This window comes from Streptomyces sp. NPDC048825, assembly GCF_043198355.1.
Taxonomy (GTDB): Bacteria; Actinomycetota; Actinomycetes; order Streptomycetales; family Streptomycetaceae; genus Streptomyces; species Streptomyces xiangluensis.
The window spans coordinates 54683-75136 of sequence record NZ_JBICUR010000003.1 but is presented as its reverse complement, the minus strand read 5'-3'; the positions used below and the strand labels follow the sequence as shown (position 1 = coordinate 75136).

18 protein-coding genes are annotated in these 20454 nt (G+C 69.9%); 12 read left to right on the top strand and 6 right to left on the bottom strand.

What is annotated here, in order from left to right; all coding sequences use genetic code 11:
• Window positions 1–167: 167 nt before the first annotated feature.
• The 3 genes from ACGFNK_RS08985 to ACGFNK_RS08975 are packed head-to-tail and all read right to left on the bottom strand — an operon-like array spanning window position 168 to window position 2580.
• Window positions 168–578: a RidA family protein gene (locus ACGFNK_RS08985; RefSeq protein WP_386353643.1), complete on the bottom strand. Its 411-nt coding sequence runs from the start codon at window positions 576–578 to the stop codon at window positions 168–170.
• A complete protein-coding gene (locus ACGFNK_RS08980; protein ID WP_393413397.1) occupies window positions 575–1339 on the bottom strand; it encodes an IclR family transcriptional regulator in 765 nt (254 codons plus the stop codon). Before ACGFNK_RS08980 ends, ACGFNK_RS08985 begins: the two co-directional genes overlap by 4 nt.
• Window positions 1336–2580 (bottom strand): sugar kinase, encoded by a 1245-nt coding sequence (locus ACGFNK_RS08975; protein ID WP_393414385.1) that lies wholly within the window; start codon window positions 2578–2580, stop codon window positions 1336–1338. Before ACGFNK_RS08975 ends, ACGFNK_RS08980 begins: the two co-directional genes overlap by 4 nt.
• 201 nt (window positions 2581–2781) lie before the next feature.
• Here ACGFNK_RS08975 and ACGFNK_RS08970 point away from each other — a divergent pair, with 201 nt between their 5' ends.
• On the top strand, window positions 2782–4098 hold the full coding sequence (locus ACGFNK_RS08970) for an amino acid deaminase (protein WP_393413395.1): 1317 nt from the start codon (window positions 2782–2784) through the stop codon (window positions 4096–4098).
• A gap of 19 nt (window positions 4099–4117) precedes the next feature.
• Complete coding sequence (locus tag ACGFNK_RS08965; RefSeq protein ID WP_393413393.1) at window positions 4118–5740, top strand: amidohydrolase family protein; 1623 nt, start codon at window positions 4118–4120, stop codon at window positions 5738–5740.
• 19 nt (window positions 5741–5759) lie between these two features.
• On the opposite strand, the gene ACGFNK_RS08960 is transcribed toward ACGFNK_RS08965, so the two are convergent.
• Window positions 5760–6701, bottom strand: coding sequence for a serine protease (locus tag ACGFNK_RS08960; protein ID WP_393413391.1), 942 nt, complete (start codon window positions 6699–6701; stop codon window positions 5760–5762).
• Window positions 6702–6857: 156 nt separating this feature from the next.
• The gene (locus tag ACGFNK_RS08955; protein ID WP_393413389.1) at window positions 6858–7502 is read right to left on the bottom strand and encodes a hypothetical protein; all 645 of its coding nucleotides are present in this window, start codon (window positions 7500–7502) and stop codon (window positions 6858–6860) included.
• 200 nt (window positions 7503–7702) lie between these two features.
• Here ACGFNK_RS08955 and ACGFNK_RS08950 point away from each other — a divergent pair, with 200 nt between their 5' ends.
• From ACGFNK_RS08950 to ACGFNK_RS08925, 6 genes are all read left to right on the top strand, one after another.
• Window positions 7703–8914: a pyridoxal phosphate-dependent aminotransferase gene (locus tag ACGFNK_RS08950; protein WP_386353655.1), complete on the top strand. Its 1212-nt coding sequence runs from the start codon at window positions 7703–7705 to the stop codon at window positions 8912–8914.
• Window positions 8915–9013: 99 nt separating this feature from the next.
• Window positions 9014–9421 carry a hypothetical protein gene (locus ACGFNK_RS08945; RefSeq protein WP_393413387.1) on the top strand — a complete coding sequence of 136 codons (408 nt, stop codon included), beginning with the start codon at window positions 9014–9016 and terminating at the stop codon, window positions 9419–9421.
• A 576-nt stretch (window positions 9422–9997) separates the two neighbouring features.
• On the top strand, window positions 9998–11071 hold the full coding sequence (locus tag ACGFNK_RS08940) for a hypothetical protein (RefSeq protein WP_393413385.1): 1074 nt from the start codon (window positions 9998–10000) through the stop codon (window positions 11069–11071).
• 12 nt (window positions 11072–11083) lie between these two features.
• Window positions 11084–12259, top strand: coding sequence for a toxic anion resistance protein (locus ACGFNK_RS08935; RefSeq protein WP_393413383.1), 1176 nt, complete (start codon window positions 11084–11086; stop codon window positions 12257–12259).
• The gene (locus ACGFNK_RS08930; RefSeq protein ID WP_393413381.1) at window positions 12256–13812 is read left to right on the top strand and encodes a substrate-binding domain-containing protein; all 1557 of its coding nucleotides are present in this window, start codon (window positions 12256–12258) and stop codon (window positions 13810–13812) included. The genes ACGFNK_RS08935 and ACGFNK_RS08930 overlap by 4 nt, the downstream gene beginning before the upstream one ends.
• Window positions 13799–14398: a hypothetical protein gene (locus tag ACGFNK_RS08925; RefSeq protein WP_393413379.1), complete on the top strand. Its 600-nt coding sequence runs from the start codon at window positions 13799–13801 to the stop codon at window positions 14396–14398. The genes ACGFNK_RS08930 and ACGFNK_RS08925 overlap by 14 nt, the downstream gene beginning before the upstream one ends.
• A gap of 42 nt (window positions 14399–14440) precedes the next feature.
• Here the strand turns inward: ACGFNK_RS08925 and ACGFNK_RS08920 are convergent, their stop codons facing one another.
• Window positions 14441–16264, bottom strand: coding sequence for a phosphoenolpyruvate carboxykinase (GTP) (locus ACGFNK_RS08920; RefSeq protein WP_393413377.1), 1824 nt, complete (start codon window positions 16262–16264; stop codon window positions 14441–14443).
• 339 nt (window positions 16265–16603) lie between these two features.
• Here ACGFNK_RS08920 and ACGFNK_RS08915 point away from each other — a divergent pair, with 339 nt between their 5' ends.
• From ACGFNK_RS08915 to ACGFNK_RS08900, 4 genes are all read left to right on the top strand, one after another.
• Window positions 16604–17320 (top strand): hemolysin III family protein, encoded by a 717-nt coding sequence (locus ACGFNK_RS08915; RefSeq protein ID WP_393413375.1) that lies wholly within the window; start codon window positions 16604–16606, stop codon window positions 17318–17320.
• Between the two features lie 118 nt (window positions 17321–17438).
• Complete coding sequence (locus ACGFNK_RS08910) at window positions 17439–19013, top strand: MFS transporter (RefSeq protein ID WP_393413373.1); 1575 nt, start codon at window positions 17439–17441, stop codon at window positions 19011–19013.
• Between the two features lie 5 nt (window positions 19014–19018).
• Entirely contained in the window at window positions 19019–19651 is a 633-nt protein-coding gene (locus tag ACGFNK_RS08905) for a TetR/AcrR family transcriptional regulator (RefSeq protein WP_393413371.1), read from the top strand.
• 70 nt (window positions 19652–19721) lie between these two features.
• Complete coding sequence (locus tag ACGFNK_RS08900; RefSeq protein WP_393413369.1) at window positions 19722–20447, top strand: Mut7-C RNAse domain-containing protein; 726 nt, start codon at window positions 19722–19724, stop codon at window positions 20445–20447.
• Window positions 20448–20454: the final 7 nt, after the last annotated feature.

Here is a 20454-nt window from a genome sequence, read left to right as displayed (position 1 = left end):
TGATCTTTCGGGCAGGGGGGATCGCGGTGCGGCGGCCCAGGATGGAGAGCTTGGGGGAGGGCGCCGCACCGTGATGGCGTACGGGGTGCGGGAGTTGAAGGGGGGCGTCGGCCACGTACCGGCGGCGTCAGCTGCGTACCGGCGGCATCAGCCCCGGACCGGCGACGTCAGCCCAGTACGGCCAGCGCGTCGATCTCGATGAGGAGGCCCGCGGGCAGGCCGACGTAGACGGTCGTGCGGGCGGCGGGCGGAGCGGTGAGGTTCTGCTCCTCGAAGTACTGGTTGTAGATGCCGTTCATCTCGGCGAAGTGGTCGACGTCCGTGAGGTAGACCCGGACCATCATCACGTCGTTCCAGGTGGCGCCGCCCTCTTCGAGGACCGACTTGACGTTGGCGAGGGTCTGGAGGGTCTGCTCGCGCAGGGTGGGCCCGGCGGGCGTCGGCGGCTGCCCCTCCACGGCGGGCAGAAAACCGACCTGCCCGGCGACCTGGAGGATGTTCCCCTTCTTGACGCCGTGCGAGAACTTCGCGGGCGGGGTGGTGTGGGTCTTCGGGGTGAGGGCGATCTTTTCCGTCATGAATTCGCTTCCTTGAGGGGGGCGGTGCCGGAGTACTCGCGGCTGATGGCCTCGGCGGTACGGCGCACCAGTGGGAGCAGCGTAAGGAGTTCGTCGGCGGTGACGACGACGTTCGGCGCGGAGACCGACATGGCGGCCACGACGCGACCGTCGGTGCCACGGATGGGGGCGCCCACGCAGTTGATGGACTCCTCGTGGCCGCCGAGGTCGGTGGCCCAGCCCTGTTCGCGTACCGCCGCCAGCTCCCTGAGGAAAGCGGGGGCGTTGGGGATCGAACGGGCCGTGTACATGGGGTAGTCGAGCTTCTCCGCGAGGACGCGGCGCTCGGACTCGGGCAGATCGGCCAGGAGCAGCTTCGCGACGGCGGCGACGGTGATGGCGACGGGCTTGCCGATGCGGGAGTACATGCGCACCGGGTAGCGGCTCTCGACCTTGTCGATGTAGAGGACCTCGCCCTCCTCGTACACGGCCAGGTGGACCGTGTGACCGCACTGCTCGTTGAGGCGTACGAGGTGGGGGTGGGCGATCTCCCGGATGTCCAGGTTCTCGACGGCTTCCTGGGCGAGGGCGAAGAGGCGGGCGCCGAGGCGGTAGCGCTGGTCGGACTGGCGGTAGACGAGGCCGTGCTCGTGGAGGGTGCGCAGGAGCCGGAGCGCGGTGGACTTGTGGACGCCGAGCCGTTCGGCGACCCGGCCGAGGTCGGCGGGGCCCTCGGCGAGGAGCGGCAGGATGCTCAGGGCACGATCGACGGTCTGGCTCATGGGGTACGTACCTCCTCCTTGGCCCGCGTCCACCCGGGGCCGAGTCGAAGTGTCCCCCACGCCCTGTCGTCCAGCGCGACCAGCCGGTCGGCGTGCTCGCGGGCGGGAGGGGCCCCGAGATCCCCGGGCACGGTGAGCACGGCGGCGGCCATGAGATGCCCGTGCCGGATGCGGTCCCGCACGGGGAGCCCGCGAAGGGTCGCGGACAGGAAGCCCGCGGCGAAGGCGTCCCCGGCGCCGACGTGGGCGACGACGTCGACGCGGAGGGCGGGGACGTGGGTGACGGTGTCGGGGCCGTGGAGCCGACCGGCCGCGCCCGCTCCCGGACGACGGACGGCCCCGGCTTCGCCGGACGTGGCCTCGTGCGACTCGCGTTCGAAGACGGTGGCGCCCCGGCCGCCCTCCTTGACGACCAGCAGGCGCGGCTCGGGCAGCGTCATGCGGATCGCCGCGGAGCCGCCGGTGACGCCCCAGGCGGCCTCGGCCTCGTCGGCGCCCACGAAGACGATGTCGCCGGCGCGGGCGAGGCTGAGGAGGATGGCGCCCGCCTCGGAGCGGTTGCGCCAGAGGTCCACGCGGTAGTTGACGTCGAAGGAGACGAGCGGGCGGCCGGGGCGGGGTGCCGTGAGGTCCTCGAGAAGGGCGAGGCAGTCGTCGGAGAGGGCGGCGGTGATGCCGGAGAGGTGGAGCACGCGGCCGGAGCGGATCTCTTCGCCCGGCATGTTCGCGGGGGACATCGCGGAGGCGGCGGAACCCGTGCGGTAGTAGACGACCTCGGCGGCCGGGTCACCCTCGGCGCCCTCGTCGGAGCCCTCGGCGCCCTCGTCGAAGCCCCCGGCCCCGTCGAAGCCCCCGGTGGCGTCGGAGGCCCCGGTGGCGTCCGGTTCACGGAGATTCCCCGAATCACGCACGCCGTCCGCGTCCCGCGACCCCTTCGCCCCGCCTTCGCCCCGCGCAGGGCCCGCGTCCGCTGTAAGCACACGCTCCCCCGCCGTACGGAAGTAGATTCCCGTGGGCCGGGACGGGTCGAACCGGACCGCGCTCGTGTCGACGCCGTGGGCCGCGATCCGCTCCACCAGGTGCCGGCCGAAGCCGTCGTCGCCGACCCGGCTGACCCATTTCACCGAGTGCCCGGCGGCAGCCAGCCCGCACGCCACGTTGGACTCCGCGCCGCCGATGCCCCGGTCGAAGGACGGTACGTCGGCGAGACGCCCCGGCCGGGAGGGCAGGAACGTGACCATGGACTCGCCGAGCGTGACGACGTCCACGGCAGCTTCGGCGCGAGCGGGTCCGGTAGGGGTAACGATGGCGGAGGCTCCTCGTGGGTTCGCGGGTCGCAGCGGCTCCGTTGACCCGGCGTTGGCCGAGATGTTAGACAGCAGGGAGCGCTATACGCAATGAGCGTTGCATATAATGCAATACCTCAGGAACAGGGAGGCTCCATGGCCGCCGACACCCCCGGCGACACCGCCGAAGAAGGCGCACAACGTCTCGCCGCGCTCGCGGAGGAACGCGTGGACCACCGCTTCAAGGGCCTCCCTCCCGATGCCGACGGCCTGACGATCGGCGAGCTGACCGCCCAGCGCCGCAACCTCTTCACCGACGGCTTCACCACCCCCGTCCTCGCCCTCTCCGCCGAGCGCCTGGAGCACAACCTCCAGCTCATGGAGACGTACGCGACCCGCCACGGCCTCGCCTTCGCCCCGCACGGCAAGACCTCGATGGCGCCCCAGCTCTTCCACCGCCAGATCGAGTACGGGGCGTGGGGCATCACGCTGGCCGTACCGCACCAGGTGCGGGTGGCCCGCGCCTTCGGCATCCAACGCGTCTTCCTGGCCAACGAGCTGGTGGACACGGCCGCGCTGAAGTGGGTCGCGTCCGAGCTCGCCGCCGACCCGTCCTTCCGGCTCATCTGCTACGTCGACTCCGTGCACGGCGTCGAGCTGATGGACGCGGCGCTGCACTCATCCCGCAGCGGATCCGCACGCCCCGTGGACGTGGTCGTCGAACTGGCCGCAGGCGACGACGCCCGCACCGGCGTCCGTACGGAGGCGGAGTGCGTGGCGGTCGCCGACGCGGTGGCCGCGGCGGACTCGCTGAGGCTTGTGGGCGTGGCGGGCTACGAGGGCGAGGTGCCGGACGCGAACCCGGAGCGCGTGCACGCATGGCTGCGGCGTCTTGTCGCGCTGGCCGCCGACTTCGACAAGGCGGGCCGCTTCGCCGGAGCAGACCTGGAGGAGATCGTGGTCAGCGCGGGCGGCAGCGCCTGGTTCGACGCGGTGGCCGACGTCTTCGACGGGATCGCCGAGCTCTCCCTGCCCGTACTGAAGTTGCTCCGCTCCGGCGCTTACGTCTCGCACGACGACGGCCACTACCGCCGGATCACCCCCTTCAACCGCGTGCCCGAGGAGGGCGCCCTCCACCCCGCCTTCCGCCTCTGGGCCCAGGTCGTCTCCCGCCCCTCCCCCGAACAGGCCTTCATCAACGCGGGCAAGCGGGACGCGGCGTACGACCTGGACCTCCCCTTCGCCCAAGTGGTCCGCTCCGGTGCCGAGGAGCGCCCGGCAACCGGAATCACGGTCACCGGCCTCTCCGACCAGCACGGCTGGCTCCGTACGGCCCCGGAGGCGGAGCTACGAGTCGGCGACTGGCTCGGGCTGGGCCTCTCCCACCCGTGCACGTCCTTCGACAAGTGGCAGCTGATTCCGCTCGTGGAGGCGGACGGCACAGTCGTGGACTACATCCGCACCTACTTCTGAGACCTCCTGGGAGCCCGGCATGGACCTCGTGATCCGCGACGCGGAAGTCGTCGACGGCAGCGGTGAGCCCTCCTACCGCGCCGATGTGGCCGTGGAGGACGGCAGGATCACCGCGATCGTCAAGGAGGCCGCGGCGGCCGGCTGTCTGCGGCCCACCGCCACCCGCGTTCTCGACGCCGAAGGCCTCGTCCTCTCCCCCGGCTTCATCGACATGCACGCCCACAGCGACCTCGCCCTGCTGAGGGACCCGGACCACAGTGCGAAGGCCGCCCAGGGGGTGACCCTCGAAGTCATCGGCCAGGACGGGCTGTCGTATGCGCCGGTCGACGACCGTACGCTCGCCGAGGTGCGCCGCGCGATCACCGGCTGGAACGGCCACGGCGACGACATCGACTTCACCTGGCGTTCCGTGGGCGAGTATCTGGACCGCCTCGACCACGGCTTCGACGGCGAGGGCATCGCGGTGAACGCGGCGTACCTCATCCCCCAGGGCACCGTCCGCATGCTGGCCGTCGGCTGGGACGACCGCGAGGCGACGCCCCAAGAGCTGGACAGGATGCGGCAGCTGGTGGCCGAGGGACTGCGCGAGGGCGCGGTAGGACTGTCGTCCGGGCTTACGTACACCCCCGGCATGTACGCCAAGGACGCGGAACTCACCGAACTGTGCCGGGTGGTGGCCGAGTACGACGGCTACTACTGCCCGCATCACCGTTCGTACGGAGCGGGTGCCCTGGACGCGTACAAGGAGATGGTGGAGCTGACCCGCACGGCGAACTGCTCCCTCCATCTCGCCCACGCCACCATGAACTTCGGCGTGAACAAGGGGAAGGCCCCGGACCTGCTGGCGCTCCTCGACGAGACGCTGGCCTCGGGGGCCGACATCAGCCTCGACACGTACCCGTACACCCCCGGCAGCACGACTCTCGCGGCGATGCTGCCCAGTTGGGCGAGCGAGGGCGGCCCGGAGGCGACCCTCGCCCGGCTGAAGGACGAGGACACGGCCGAACGGATCCGCCACCACATGGAGGTCGTGGGCGCGGACGGCTGCCACGGCGTCCCCATCGAGTGGGACACCATCGAGATCTCGGGCGTATCCGACCCGGCCCTGGCGCCCTACGTGGGCCGCACGGTCCAGCAGTCGGCCGACGAGCGCGGCGAGAGCCCCTGGACCACCGCCCGCCGCCTCCTCCTCGACGACGGCCTCGGCTCGACGATCCTGCAGCACGTCGGCCACGAGGAGAACGTCCAGCAGATCATGCGCCACCCCGTCCACACCGGTGGCTCGGACGGCATCCTCCAGGGCGACAAGCCGCATCCGCGCGCGTACGGGACCTTCCCGCAGTACCTCGGCCGGTACGTACGGGAGTTGGGCGTCCTCGGACTGGAGGAGTGCGTCGCGCATCTCACCTCGCGCCCGGCGGCCCGGCTGAGGCTGCCGGACCGCGGGCTGGTGCGCGAGGGGTACCGGGCCGACCTGGTCCTCTTCGACCCGGCCACGGTCGCCGCGGGCTCTACGTTCGACGCGCCGCGCACGCTCCCGGTCGGCATCCCGTACGTCCTGGTCGACGGCCGTTTCGTCATCGAGGACGGCCGGCGCACTGACGTACTGGCGGGGCGGGCGGTCCGCCGGACTGCCACGTGACCGCCCGCCCTTCCGGAAGCTACGGCTTGGGCAGGGTGCACCCGGGCCGGCTCAGGTCGATCTTGTTGTCGAGCCCGACGCAGGGGACGATCTGGTACGTCTGCTGCCCGTAGTTGATGCCCTCGCGGACGGTGATGTTGCCGCTCTCGTCGACCTCACACGGGTTGTTGTCGGTGCAGCGGGCGCCGTCCTCGTTGCCGGTGTTGTTGACGGCGACGACCTTGCCGGTGGCGTCGTCGACCACGGGCGAACCGGACGTACCGCCGATGGTGTCGCAGGCGGAGGTGTAGCGGACCGAGTCCTTCCAGGTCCAGGCACCCTCGCGCAGGCGGTACGCGAAGCCGTCCACGCTGCAGCTGTAGATCCGCTTCCAGTAACCGGAGACGACACTGATGGCGGTTCCGGCGGCCGGGCGCGTGGCGTTGAGCTCCAGGGCCTGGATGTCGTACGAGTCCTGGATCTGCTTGTACGTGCTGGTCAGCTGGTACAGCGACACGTCGGTGTCCGTCATCGTCGCGTACGCGATCTTGTCGGCCCGGAGTGTCGCTACGCGCGTACCCGCCGAGTTGAGCAGCCCGAAGGTGCGGCTGGACGGCTGGTCGACGATGACCTCGCCGGGCTCCGGGAAGCCTGCCTCCAGGCAGTGGCCGTTGGACATCACCAGGGCCGGGTCGTTGTCCTCGGAGTCGGGGAGCCGGATGACCGATCCCGAACAGTTGCTGAGCGAGACCGTGCCGGCGAAGTCCACGGCCTGGGCCTTCGGCGCGGTGACCCGGGACAGGTTCGCCGTGGTGGACGTGACCACGTCATGGGCCACCGATGTGACGGTGTCCGTGTCCACGCCCTTGCCCGCGGTCGAGGCCGTGGGCCCGGCCGCGCCGGCTGTTGCCGCACCGGCCGGTACCGCGCCGAGCCCGGCAAGCGCCAGGGCGCTGAGCGCGGCGACGAGAGGCTTTCTCATGTGGGGGGTCCCCTCTTACGACTTGGGCGACCGGAGAATTTCCGGCCGCCCGCTGCATTGTCATGCGCATTGTGATCGTAGAGGGGCGTATGAGCAAGGAGTTGTATCGCGCCGCCGGTTGGGGTCGGTTCACGCCGTACGGCCCAGCGGTTGCCGCTACTTGGGACGCTTGGTGGCTCCCTGCCCCCGACCGGCGTTGCCATTCCCCCTGTCCGGCTCGCTCGTGGGGGCGGCGGCCGTAGTCGAGGGTGTCCCTGTGTCGGGTTCGCCGGAGTCACCGGATCCGGCGGAACGGGAGTCGCTCGGCGAAGGGCTCACCGAGGCTTTGTCCGACGCACCGGATGACGCCCCGTCCGAGGCCTTGGGTGACGCTCCTGACGGGTCGTCGACCAACGGGGCGGTCGAGCCCGGTTCGCCCGAGACCGAGGAGGACTGCTTGGCCTTCGGCCCATCTTGGTCCTCCTTCTCGGAGGACTCGGAACCGAAGAGTCCAGAGATCACGACGGCGAAGATCCCGACGCCGGCCACACCGGCGGCCACGGCTACGCGCCTCTTCATCCGGACCCGGCGGCGACGCATCAGGCGCTCGTGACGCCCTACGTCATCGGGGAGACTCGCGTCCCCTGCATCCTCCACGTCCTCCGCGGGCTCGATGCGGATCGTCTCGTCGTACGCGTTCTGCCACCCGTGCGCGACCGCCGGGTCCGCGTACTCGTTGTACGGGGGACCCGTGTCGCCGCGCGGGTGGTACACAGGCGGCGCGTCTTGGCCTTCGACGTTCTCCCGGTACGCGTCGTTCACGGCGTGCGCACCGGCTGTCTTATTCGCGGCGTAGTCGTCGTGCGTACTTCTGCCGCGTTCTGCGTCCGGAACATGGTGGGTGATTGTAGAGAAAAGAGGTGCCCGTGATGTAACTGAAGACCATATCCACCCAAAGCACCACGTCTCGCGTGGTGGAAAACACGTCCCACGGAGCGTTACGCGGCCGTAAGCTCGCGGACATGCAGGTGATCCAGTCGACCAAGCTCGCCAACGTCTGTTACGAGATCCGGGGCCCGGTTCTCGAGGAGGCGATGCGACTCGAGGCGGCCGGTCACCGCATCCTGAAGCTGAACACGGGGAACCCGGCCGCATTCGGCTTCGAATGCCCGCCCGAGATCCTCGAGGACATCCTCCGCAACGTGTCGTCGGCGCACGGCTACGGCGACGCGAAGGGCCTGCTGGCCGCGCGCCGCGCAGTCGTCATGCACAACCAGACCCTCGGCATCGAGACGGACGTCGAGCACGTCTTCATCGGCAACGGCGTCTCCGAGCTGATCGTGATGGCGATGCAGGGCCTGCTCGACGACGGCGACGAGGTCCTCGTACCGGCGCCCGACTACCCGCTGTGGACGGCCGCGGTGTCACTGTCCGGCGGTACGGCCGTGCACTACCGCTGCGACGAGCAGTCCGACTGGATGCCGGACCTCGCCGACATCGAGCGGAAGGTCACCGACCGGACCAAGGCGCTCGTGATCATCAACCCGAACAATCCGACGGGCGCGGTGTACGACGAGGCGATGCTGCGCGGGCTGACGGACATCGCACGCCGGCACAACCTGCTCGTCTGCTCCGACGAGATCTACGACAAGATCCTTTACGACGACGCCACGCACACCGCGACCGCCAAGATCGCCCCGGATCTGCTGACGCTCACCTTCAACGGGATGTCGAAGGCATATCGCGTGGCGGGCTACCGGGTGGGCTGGATGTCGATCTCCGGGCCGCGGGCGCACGCCGACTCCTACATCGAGGGGCTGACGATCCTGGCGAACATGCGACTCTGCGCGAACATGCCTGGTCAGCACGGGGTGGTCGCCGCATTGAGCGGCCGGCAGACGATCAACGAACTGGTGCTGCCCGGCGGGCGGCTGCGGGAGCAGCGGGATGTGGCGCATGAGCTGCTCACGCAGATTCCGGGCGTGACGTGCGTGAAGCCGAAGGGGGCGTTGTATCTCTTCCCGCGGCTCGATCCGAAGGTGTTCAAGGTCAAGGACGACCGGCAGATGGTGCTGGATCTGCTGCGGGCCGAGAAGATCATGGTGGTGCAGGGTTCGGGGTTCAACTGGCCGGAGCCCGATCACTTCCGGGTGGTGACCTTGCCGACGGCGCGGGACCTGACGGACGCGGTGACGCGGATCGGGAACTTCCTCGACGGCTACAGTCAGCCGTGACGCTGCGTGTTCCTCTGAACCTCTTCCGCGAATCAGCTCAACTTTAGACTGAATCCAAGCTAGGATGGCTTCCTGTCGGAGCACAGGAGGCCGTCCCCCATGTACGAACCGATCCGCACCAAGTCGGTCCACACGCCGGCCGGTGCCGCCGACTTTCCGCACCGGTCGCGGGAGGAAGAGCTGGACATCCAGCTCGCCGGTCATCTCGCGGCGTTGCTCGCGGTGACGGATGAGCTGCGCGGGCTTGAGCCGTCGGCCGACCTGGACACGGCCGCCGAGCGGCTGGCCGGGCAGGTGGCGCGACTGCGGGGCGGCCGGCCGCCGGTCCGCACGTCGCAGGGCCTGCACGAGCCGCGGCTCATCTCGCTGCACGAGCGCGCCCATGCCCTCGCCGGGCGCGCCCTCGTCGTGGCGGCGTCCCGGGCGGACACCGCGGCGGCGATCCTTGCGGCGGAGCGCATGGATGCGCACGGTGCCGCCGGCGCCCGCGAACTCGCCCCGCACTGAGCCCTCCGGGCTCCCCTCGATCGGCCCCGGTCCGCGCGCACCCGCAGCGACGTGCGGACCGGGTGCCACGTCACTGCGTTCGCTTGGGCGGTTTGAAGCGTGCGGGTTGTTGGGTGGCTGGTCGCGCAGTTCCCCGCGCCCCTTGGGTTCGTGGTGGGTCGGGGCCGTGGGCCGGTGCGTCAGCCCGTCGCACGGGGGGCATACGGCCCTTCGGCTTCCCCAGGGCGCAGGTGGCCTGAGACAGAACCTACGCGACGGGCATACGACGCACCGGCCCACGTCCCCTCCCGCCGGTGGGAGGGCGCGGGTAGTTGAGGGTGCGGGAAGTCGCAGGCTTTTTAGGGGCGCGGGGAACTGCGCGACCAGCCACGACGCACCCGCAGCCGCGACACTACGTGTCACCCCACCCCCTGGCGGGGGCCTGGGGCGCAGCCCCAGTTTCGGGAAGGGGCGGGGCTGGGGAAGAGAACCCCTCCCGCCCCACCCCCGGCCTGGGGGCGATACCGGGACCGGCCAGTCACCCCCCGTTCATCCCCTTCGCCGGGGAATTTTGGATTCCGCGCGCACTCTCCCGGTGTGAGAAGAATCGTCGCAGTCGTCCTCGCGGTATTCCTGATCGGCGGAGTGGCAGCAGCCGTCGTCGCGGGCCGCGAAGGGCAGGACAAGAGCACGGCAACGAAGACCGTGCGAGGAGTGATCGGGTCGGAGAAGGCTGAGTTCTTCTCCGATCCCGACGTGGTGAAGGCCCTCGCTGCAAAGGGCTACACCGTGGAGACGGAGACGTCGGGTTCCTGGGCCATGGAGGACCTGGATCTGAAGGGATACGACTTCGCGTTTCCGGGCAGCCAGGCGCCCGCCGAGGAACTGGCGAAGAAGTACGGCGTACGGCAGCCACTGCCGCGCCCCTTCTACTCGCCCCTCGTGGTCGTGGCGCACCGCAACGCCGCCGAGGTGCTGGCCGCGAACGGACTCGCGACCGTCGGCAAGGGCAACGGCACCCTGAAGATGACCGCCTATCTGAAGGCCGCGCAGGCCAACAGGACCTGGCAGCAGCTCAAGGGCGCGGACCGGTACGGCGAACTGACGGGCACGTTGTTCGTGTCCACCACCGACCCGACCAGTTCGAACTCCGGCGCGCTCTACCTCGCCGCCGCCTCGTACGTGGCCGCCGGCGGCCGTGTCGCCGCCGACACCTCGGCCGTCGACGAGACCGCGCCTTTGATGCGCAAGCTGATCAGCGTCCAGGGCGCCCAGCAGACCAGCTCGGACGCGGCGTTCCGGGACTTCGTCAGCGGGGTCGGCAATCCGCTCGTCCTCGTGTACGAGTCCCAGGTCGCCTCGCTGCTCATGCGGGGCCAGTCCGTCGACGACCTGACCGTCCTCTACCCGGACACCACCGCCAACAGCGACCACACCGTCGTGCCCCTCTCCGAAGAGGGCCGCTCGCTCGGTGAACTCCTCAGCACCGACAAGGAGTTGCGCAAGCTGGCGGTGCGGCACGGGTTCCGGCCGCAGGACGCGAGCGCGGAGTTCACGGCGGCGACCGCCGCCCACACCACGTATCTCAACCAGAAGCTGACCGGCGTCCGGCAGGCGCCCGTGCCCGCCTCCAAGGTGCTGCACGAGATGGCACGTCAGGCCCGGGGCTAGGGGGAACAGCAAGTGACCAGTGACAACGAAGACTTCGTCCTCACTCCGCCCGAGCCCGTCGCGGCCGTGCCGAAGGACAAGGCTGGCGGGCTCGTACCCGTCGACGAGTCGGTCCGTACGGACATGGCACGCAAGGCCGAGGAGTACGTCGGCGGGCTCGCCGCCCTCGACGCCCGCTCCCCGGAGTTCGCGGGGAAGATCGGGGAGATCGTCGCCCTGGGCTCGGGCGAGATGCGTTCCGCGTCCGCGCAGTCCAACCGCATGCTGGACCGCACGATCCGCAGCCTGCCCGCGAACGGCGAGGACGCCCAGTCCCGCGTCTCCTCCTCGCTCGTCGAGCTGCGCCGTACGGTCGAGGACCTGGACCCGCGCGACCTGCCCGCGAGCAAGGGCCGCAAGCTGCTGTCCAGGCTCCCCGGCGGCAACAAGCTGCGCGACCACGTCGCCAAGTACGCCTCCGCACAAGGCACCTTGAACAAGATCGTTGGCTCCCTGCGCGGCGGCCAGGACGAACTGCGCCGCGACAACGCCGCCCTGCAGACCGAGCGCGTCCGCCTCTGGGACACGATGGGCAAGCTCCAGGAGTACGTCGTCCTGACGCAGGCCCTGGACGAGGCGGTCGAGCGGCACGTCACCGGCGTCGAGGCCACGGACCCGGCGCAGGCCGACACCCTCCGTGCGGATGTCCTCTTCCCGGTGCGCCAGAAGCACCAGGACCTGCTCACCCAGCTCGCGGTGTGCGCGCAGGGCTACCTGGCCATGGATGTCGTACGCCGCAACAACGAGGAACTGATCAAGGGCGTGGACCGCGCGGCCACCACCACCGTGTCCGCGCTGCGCATCTCGGTGATGCTGGCCTCCGCCCTCGACAACCAGCGCCAGGTCGTCGAGCAGGTCAACGCCCTGCGCGGCACGACGGAGGACCTCATCCGCGGCAACGCGGAGATGCTCGCCACGCAGTCCGGCGAGATCCAGCGCATCGCGGCTGACCCGGCGGTCGGCGCGGAGACGCTCCGCAGCGCCTTCCAGCAGATCTACCGGACGCTCGACACGATCGACACCTACAAGGTCCAGGCCACGGAGACGATGGCCGCCACGGTGGAGTCCCTGACCTCCGAACTCAAGCAGGCCTCCGCGTACTTGGAGCGGTCCCGCTCGCAGGGCGCGCTGGAAGGAGGGCTCGGATGAGCGGAAGAAAGACGCTCCTGGCCCTAGCCGCGCTCCTGGCCCTCACCACCGCCTGCACGGGGACCCCGAAGGAGGACGACGACTCGAAGCCGGAGGGCGAACCCGGTACCGTGCGCGTCCTTGCCTCCAGCGAGCTCGCCGACATGACCGAGGCCCTGGCCAGCGCCGACGTCCAGGGGGAAACGGGCGTCAAGCTCGAGTTCACGTACACCGGCACCCGCGACGCCGTCGACCAGCTCGCGTCCGGCCGGGCGGGCGGCCGGTACGACGCGGTATGGCTGGCGTCGAACGACTATCTGCGCCTCAACCCGGCAGCCGCGAAGAAGCTCGTGTCCGAGACCCCGATCATGGCCAGCCCGGTCGCGATCGGCGTCAGGTCCGACGTCGTGAAGCGCCTCGGCTGGAAGCCGGATGACGTCACCTGGTCCCAGGTGCAGCGAGCGGTCGCGGACGGCAAGCTGACGTACGGCATGACCGATCCGGCTCGCTCCAACTCCGGTTTCTCCGCGCTGGTCTCGGTGGCCTCGGCACTGTCCGGTGCCCAGTCGGCCCTGACGGACGACGACGTGCGGAAGGCCACGCCGGAGATGAAGAAGTTCTTCGCGGGGCAGAAGCTCACGTCCGGTTCCTCCGGCTGGCTGGCGTCCGCGTATGAGCGCCGGGGCACGGTGGACGCGCTCATCAACTACGAGTCGGTCCTCGCCAAGATGAAGGGCATGACGGTGATCCGGCCACGCGACGGCGTCCTCACGGCCGACTATCCGCTGTCCTCCCTCGCCGGCACGGACCCGGCCACCCGTGACCGGGTTCGCCGTGTCGCCGACCACCTGCGTAAACCTCTGAATCAGTGGTACATCGCGGACACCACCGGACGCCGCCCCGTCGTAGCCGCCGCGCTCGAGTCACACTCCCCCGGCCCGAACGACAGACGCCGCGAACTTCCCTTCCCCGCAAGCCGATCCGTCGCCGACGGGCTCCTCGACGCGTACGAGAACAAGCTGCGCCGGCCCTCGCGCACGGTGTACGTCCTCGACACCTCGGGTTCGATGCGCGAGGGCGGCCGGCTGGGTCGGCTGAAGAAGGCGCTCACCGCCCTGACGAGCGACTTCCGCGACCGTGAGGAGGTGACGCTGATGCCGTTCGGCTCCGCCGTCAAGAGCGTACGGACGCATGTGGTGCGGCCCGAGGACCCGCGGACGGGGCTCGACGGGATCCGCCGCGACACCGAGGCGCTCACGGCCTCCGGGGACACGGCGATCTATACGTCGCTGGAGAAGGCGTACGAGCATCTCGGCGCCGATGACGACACGTTCACGTCGATCGTGCTGATGACGGACGGCGAGAACACGGCGGGTGCGGGGCCGGAGCAGTTCGACGGCTTCTACGCCGGGCTGCCCGGCGAGCAGCGGGAGATCCCCGTCTTCTCGATCCTCTTCGGGGACTCCGACCGGGCCGAGCTCGAGCACATCGCCGAGCTCACCGGTGGCCGGCTTTTCGACGCCCAGAAGGGTTCGCTCGACGGTGCCTTCGAGGAGATCCGTGGCTACCAATAAGTTCGTGGTGTACCTGGAGTCCCGGAAGAACCTCACGGGCAGTGCGCTGGGGATCGCGGGCCTGGGCCTGACCTTCACGGGTCTGGCCGGGGCGTACTGGCCGGTCGTGGTCGCGGGTCTGTACGGGGCGGGCGCGCTGCTCGCGCCGCCGGAGCGCCCGCCGTTGCCGGACTTCCCCGATCCGTCGGCCCAGCTGGACGAGCTGCGCGACGACTTCGCCAAGCTGCGCGACTACCTGGCCGACGTCGAACTCCCGCCCGCGGCCTCCGGCCGCCTCACCGAGCTGACGGAACTCCTCACGGCCCTGCTCGCTCCCGGCTGGGTCACGGAGGTTCTGGCCCAGGACCCGGAGGGCGTGCACGCTCTGTCCCGGACAGTGCGCCAGGACGTTCCGGAGGCGGTGGACGCCTACGTGCGTGCCCGCTGGTGGACACGCCTGACTCCCGGCGCGGAACCGCCGGAGCGGCATCTGGAGCGCCAGCTCGCGCTGCTGCAGGGCGAGATGGAGACGCTGACGACGAGCCTCCGGGAGGTGGAGGCTCGTCGTCAGGAGTCGCATACGCGGTACCTGGAGGACCGGTCGTAGGCGGCTGCCGGTCGGCTCCTGGGGGTTTTCCGCCCCCCGGCCTCAGCCCAGGCGCTTCACCAGCGCACGGTACTCGTCCCACAGCTCCGTCGGCGTATGCGAGCCGAAGGTGTTGAGGTGGTCGGGGACCAGGGCCGCCTCCTCGCGCCAGACGTCCTTGTCGACCGTGAGGAGGAAGTCCAGCTCGGACTCGGAGAGGTCCAGACCCTCCGTGTCCAGGGCGGACTTCGCCGGAAGGATGCCGATCGGCGTCTCGACGCCCTCCGCCTTGCCGTCCAGCCGGTCCACGATCCACTTCAGGACACGGCTGTTCTCACCGAAGCCGGGCCACACGAACTTGCCCGCGTCGTTCTTGCGGAACCAGTTCACGTAGTAGATCTTCGGCAGCTTGGACGCGTCCTTGTCCTTGGCGACGTCGATCCAGTGCCCCATGTAGTCGCCCATGTTGTAGCCGCAGAACGGCAGCATGGCGAACGGGTCGCGGCGCAGTTCGCCGACCTTGCCCTCGGCGGCGGCCGTCTTCTCGGAGGCGACGTTCGCGCCGAGGAACACGCCGTGGTTCCAGTCGAAGGACTCCGTGACCAGCGGGACCGCGGTGGCACGACGGCCGCCGAACAGGATCGCCGAGATCGGCACGCCCTTCGGGTCCTCCCACTCGGGCGCGATGATCGGGCACTGGGAGGCGGGGACGGTGAAGCGGGCGTTGGGGTGGGCGGCGGGGGTCTCGGACTCGGGCGTCCAGTCGTTGCCCTTCCAGTCCGTGAGGTGGGCGGGCGTCTCCTCGGTCATCCCCTCCCACCAGATGTCGCCGTCGTCCGTCAGCGCGACGTTGGTGAAGACGGAGTTGCCCCACAGCGTCTTCATCGCGTTGGCGTTGGTGTGCTCACCGGTACCGGGCGCGACGCCGAAGAAACCGGCCTCGGGGTTGATGGCGTACAGACGGCCGTCCTCACCGAAGCGCATCCAGGCGATGTCGTCGCCGATGGTCTCGACGGTCCAGCCACGGACGGTGGGCTCCAGCATGGCGAGGTTGGTCTTGCCGCAGGCGCTCGGGAAGGCGGCGGCAACGTACTTCGACTCGCCCTGCGGCGGGGTCAGCTTCAGGATCAGCATGTGCTCGGCCAGCCAGCCCTCGTCGCGGGCCATGACGGAGGCTATGCGCAGGGCGTAGCACTTCTTGCCGAGCAGCGCGTTGCCGCCGTATCCGGAGCCGTACGACCAGATCTCGCGGGTCTCGGGGAAGTGCGAGATGTACTTGGTGGAGTTGCACGGCCACGGAACGTCTTCCTGGCCCTCCTCCAGCGGCGCCCCGAGCGTGTGCACGGCGCGCACGAAGAAGCCGTCGGAGCCCAGCTCGTCCAGGACCGACCGGCCCATACGCGTCATCGTGCGCATGGAGACGGCGACGTACGCGGAGTCGGTGATCTCGACGCCTATCGCGGAGAGGTCCGAGCCCAGCGGGCCCATGCAGAACGGCACGACGTACATGGTCCGGCCACGCATCGAGCCCCGGAAGACACCCTGCTCACCGGCGAAGATCTCCCGCATCTCGGCGGGGTCCTTCCAGTGGTTCGTAGGACCCGCGTCCTCCTCCTTCTCGGAGCAGATGAAGGTGCGGTCCTCGACCCGGGCGACATCGGTCGGGTCGGAGGCCGCGTAGTAGGAGTTCGGGCGTTTGATCGGGTCGAGTTTCTTGAAGGTGCCCTTACGGACGAGCTCCTCGCTCAGTCGCTCGTATTCCGCCTCTGAGCCGTCACACCAGACCACGTTGTCCGGCTGCGTGAGTTCCGCGATCTCGTTGACCCACGAGATCAGTTCCTGGTGGTTGGTGGGAACGGCAGGGGGAGCCGCGATGTCGCGCGCCACGATTGCTCCTAGATGAGGGTTTTGTTGTCGAGTGCCCCTTGGGGGCTGCGGCCCGGATGCTGTACGTCTGGATCATGGCGCTCATCCGGTGCCGACCGCACTCATATGATCATCCGACGGGTTTGCGCATATGTCCAGAGCGCCTCACACCTGAGCAGACGTGACCATCGCCACGCGATTCCCCCCGGGGGTTCACGGTTTATTATCCGCTTCGCCCCAATTCGCCGCAGTGGGGCGAGCCGCCCCGCCGTCAAACCTCGGTGAGAGGAAAGCCACTTGGCCCTTATCACAGGACCGAACTGATTCAGGACTTACGGTTCCGTAGGTACGATTCGCTTCATGACTGCGTCCGCCTCCGACGCGCCCTTGGACTCGCCGGTCGCCGGCCGCGTCTCCGCCGCGCTCTCCCACCTCCCGCATCCGGTCAAGCCCAAGCTCCGGGGCTGGCTGCATGCCGGGATGTTCCCGGCCGTGCTCGTCGCCGGCCTGGTCCTGACCGCGCTCACGGAATCGACGCGCGGACGCATAGCCTGCGGGATCTACGTCCTGACCGCCTGCCTGCTCTTCGGCGTGAGCGCCATCTACCACCGGGGAGACTGGTCACCGCGGGCCGACGGCGTACTGCGCCGGCTCGACCACGCGAACATCTTCCTGATCATCGCGGGGACGTACACACCGCTGACGATGCTGCTCCTGCCCGCCGCCAAGGGGCAGTGGCTGCTCTGGGGCATCTGGGCCGCGGCCACGGCGGGCATCCTCTTCCGGGTCTTCTGGGTCGGCGCCCCCCGCTGGCTCTACACCCCGTGCTACATCGCGATGGGCTGGGCGGCCGTCTTCTTCCTCCCCGACTTCATGCGCACGGGCGGGATCGCCGTCCTCGTGCTGGTGATCGTCGGCGGACTGCTCTACAGCGCGGGCGGCGTGATCTACGGCCTCAAGCGCCCCGACCCGTCACCGCGGTGGTTCGGCTTCCACGAAGTGTTCCACTCGCTCACGCTGGTGGCGTTCGTGACGCACTACATCGGGATCTCGATCGTGGCGTACCAACACGGGTGACCCGGTAACCCGACCTCACGTTCAGTGGCCGCGGCCTTCGAGCCGCGGCCATTTTTGCGTGCCCACTCATCGACCGACGTATTGACAGGCACTATCTTTTGATAGCTACTCTCATTTCATGGTTGCTATCACTCCACGGGCCGAGACCCGGCCCGACCCCCGCCGCTGGTGGGCCCTCGGTGCCCTCGTCGCGAGCATGCTCGTCCTCGGCTTCGACCTGACGATCCTCAACGTGGCGCTGCCGACGATGGCCGCGCAGCTGGATGCGAGCACGGGTGAGCTTCAGTGGATCGTGGACGCGTACATCGTCGTGTTCGCGGCGCTGATGCTGCCCGCCGGACTGCTCGGCGACCGCTTCGGACGGCGCAGGATGCTGATCGCGGGACTCCTCGTGTTCCTCGCCGGCGCCCTGTTCGGCACCCTCGCCGGCACGCCCGAGCTGGTCATCGCCGCCCGCACCGTCATGGGCATCGGCGCCGCGTCGGTGATGCCGCTCGGGCTGTCCGTACTGCCGTCGATGTTCGGCCCCGAGGAGCGCAGCAAGGCCGTCGCCGCCGTCACCGCCTCCATGGCGGCGGGCATGCCGCTCGGGCCACTCGTCGGCGGGCTGCTGCTCGACCACTACTGGTGGGGCTCCATCTTCCTGATCAACATCCCGTTGGTGGCCATCGGCGTCACCGCCTGTCTCCTGCTGCTGCCGGAGTCCCGCGACCCGGCCACGCCGCGCGTCGACCTCCTGTCCACCGCGTACAGCGCGCTCGGCCTCGGCGCGCTGGTCTTCGGCATCATCGAGGCGCCCGACCACGGCTGGGGCAGCCTGCTGGTCCTCGGCTCGTTCGCGCTGTCCGCGGCTCTGCTCGCCGCCCTCGTCGTACGGGAGCGCAGGGCCGTGCGGCCCATGCTCGACCTGAAGCTGCTCGGACACCGCGGCTTCCTGTTCAACAGTCTGGCCGCGACGCTCGGCGTCTTCATCTTCTCCGGGCTGCTGTTCATGCTGCCGACGTACTTCCAGGAGGTCGGCGGCAGCGACGCGTTCGGCACCGGGCTGCGGCTGCTGCCGCTGATGGGCGGTCTGATGGTCTCCGCGCGGGCGAGCACGCCCCTGGTGCAGCGCATGGGCCCGCGCCCGGTGGTCACCGCGGGCCTGGCGGTGCTGTGCTTCGCCGCGCTGCTCGGCTCGCGCACCGAGGCCGGCAGCGGCTACTGGTTCACCGCGCTCTGGCTGGTGATCGCGGGCCTCGGCTTCGGCTTCGCGATGGTGCCCGCGATGGACGCGGCGCTCGGCGGGATCCCCGCCGACGAGGCCGGCAGCGGATCCGGGCTGCTGATGACGCTGCGCCAGGTGGGCGGCGCGATCGGCATCGCGCTGCTCGGCAGCCTGGTCGCCGGTGCCTACGGCGACCGGATCGATACCTCGCGGCTCCCGGCCGAGGCCGCGGACGCGGCGCGCGAATCGCTGACCGGAGCGCACACGGTCGCCGAGCGGCTCGGCGTGCCGGGCCTCGCCCGCTCCGCCGACGCCGCGTATGTGGACGGTATGGGCGCGGTCCTGGTCGTGTGCGGCATCGCGGCTCTGGTGGCCGCGCTGCTGACGGCGGCGCTGCTCCCGAACGTGCGGCCCGCCAAGGCCTCCGGTGCCGACGAGGCCCCGGAGGGCGTCATGGCAGGTACGGAGGCCGATGGCCGACAATGACGAGCATGACCACGGCACGAACCTCTCTCCCCGAAGCCGCCCGGCACATGAGCCTGCGGGAGCGGAAGAAGCTCAAGACGCGCATCGCGATCAGGAACGCCACCTACGCGCTGATCGAGGAGCAGGGGTACGACGCGACGACCGTGGAACAGATCGCGGAGCGCGCGGATGTCTCGCCGAGCACCGTTTTCCGCTACTTCCCGGCCAAGGAGGACATCGTCCTCACGGACGAGTACGACCCCCTGGCGGAGGACCTGCTGCGTGCGCGTCCGGAGGACGAGAGCGTGCTGGACTCGCTGCGGTTCATCATCCGGCAGTCGCTGTCCATGGCGATCGCCGACGACCCGACCTTCGCGGAGCGGGAGATGAAGCTGCGTCTCCGCCTCATGGCTGAGATCCCGGCCGTGCGCTCCCGGGCCATGGAGAGCATGTCCGTCACGGGCCGCCTGATGTGCCGGGCGATCGCGCAGCGTACCGGGCGGGACGAGAACGACCTGGAGGTACGGGTCTACACGACGGGGCTGATGGGCGCGCTCCTCGAGGCGGCCATCTACTGGACCGAACACGACTACCAGGGCGACCTGCTGGACCTGCTCGACCGCACGCTCGACACCTTCAAGGACCTCCCCAGGCGATGACCCGGGCGACGGTCTCAGGGCGCCGGAAAAGGACCCGGCTGTCGCACCGCGGTCATGGCATCCTGACCCCGTGAACGGACCGGAGATCCACGTCGAGTTCGCCCCCGAGCTCAGCATGTTCGTGCCGCAGGCACGGCGGGCGGGGGCCACCGAGGTCGTCACGGACGGAGTCTCCACGCTCGGGCATGTCGTGGAGTCGCTGGGTGTGCCGTTGACGGAGGTCGGCGGGCTCGTCGTGGACGGGCGTGAGGTGTCCGTGTCGTACGTACCCGGCGCGGGCGAGTTTGTCGAGGTGCGGGCCGTCGCACGCCCCCAGCGGGTGCCGGGGGCGCCGCTGCGGTTCCTGCTCGACGTGCATCTCGGGACGCTTGCCCGGCGGCTGCGGCTGCTGGGCGTGGACGCCGCGTACGAGTCCACCGACATCGGCGACCCGGCCCTCGCCTCGCGCTCGGCGGCCGAGCGGCGCGTGATGCTCAGCCGGGACCGCGGTCTGCTGCGGCGGCGCGAGCTGTGGGCCGGCGCGTTCGTCTACAGCACGCGGCCCGATGACCAACTCCGGGACGTACTGGGGCGGTTCACGCCCGAGCTGAAGCCGTGGACGCGCTGCACGGCCTGCAACGGCCTGCTCAAGGAGGCCGTCAAGGAAGAGGTCGCCGACCGGCTCGAAGGCGGGACGCAGCGGTCGTACGACGTCTTCGCACAGTGCGAGGAATGTGGGCGCGTGTACTGGCGGGGCGCGCATCACGACCGCCTTGAGGCGATCGTGACGCGCGCCGTGTCCGAGTTCGGTTCCTGACCCGATC

Excerpts from the sequence above, each read along its gene's own strand:
- ACGFNK_RS08985 (WP_386353643.1), bottom strand. The coding sequence starts at position 578 with ATGACGGAAAAGATCGCCCTCACCCCGAAGACCCACACCACCCCGCCC.
- ACGFNK_RS08980 (WP_393413397.1), bottom strand. The coding sequence starts at position 1,339 with ATGAGCCAGACCGTCGATCGTGCCCTGAGCATCCTGCCGCTCCTCGCC.
- ACGFNK_RS08975 (WP_393414385.1), bottom strand. The coding sequence starts at position 2,580 with ATGGTCACGTTCCTGCCCTCCCGGCCGGGGCGTCTCGCCGACGTACCG.
- ACGFNK_RS08970 (WP_393413395.1), top strand. The coding sequence starts at position 2,782 with ATGGCCGCCGACACCCCCGGCGACACCGCCGAAGAAGGCGCACAACGT.
- ACGFNK_RS08965 (WP_393413393.1), top strand. The coding sequence starts at position 4,118 with ATGGACCTCGTGATCCGCGACGCGGAAGTCGTCGACGGCAGCGGTGAG.
- ACGFNK_RS08960 (WP_393413391.1), bottom strand. The coding sequence starts at position 6,701 with ATGAGAAAGCCTCTCGTCGCCGCGCTCAGCGCCCTGGCGCTTGCCGGG.
- ACGFNK_RS08950 (WP_386353655.1), top strand. The coding sequence starts at position 7,703 with ATGCAGGTGATCCAGTCGACCAAGCTCGCCAACGTCTGTTACGAGATC.
- ACGFNK_RS08945 (WP_393413387.1), top strand. The coding sequence starts at position 9,014 with ATGTACGAACCGATCCGCACCAAGTCGGTCCACACGCCGGCCGGTGCC.
- ACGFNK_RS08930 (WP_393413381.1), top strand. The coding sequence starts at position 12,256 with ATGAGCGGAAGAAAGACGCTCCTGGCCCTAGCCGCGCTCCTGGCCCTC.
- ACGFNK_RS08915 (WP_393413375.1), top strand. The coding sequence starts at position 16,604 with ATGACTGCGTCCGCCTCCGACGCGCCCTTGGACTCGCCGGTCGCCGGC.
- ACGFNK_RS08910 (WP_393413373.1), top strand. The coding sequence starts at position 17,439 with ATGGTTGCTATCACTCCACGGGCCGAGACCCGGCCCGACCCCCGCCGC.
- ACGFNK_RS08905 (WP_393413371.1), top strand. The coding sequence starts at position 19,019 with ATGACCACGGCACGAACCTCTCTCCCCGAAGCCGCCCGGCACATGAGC.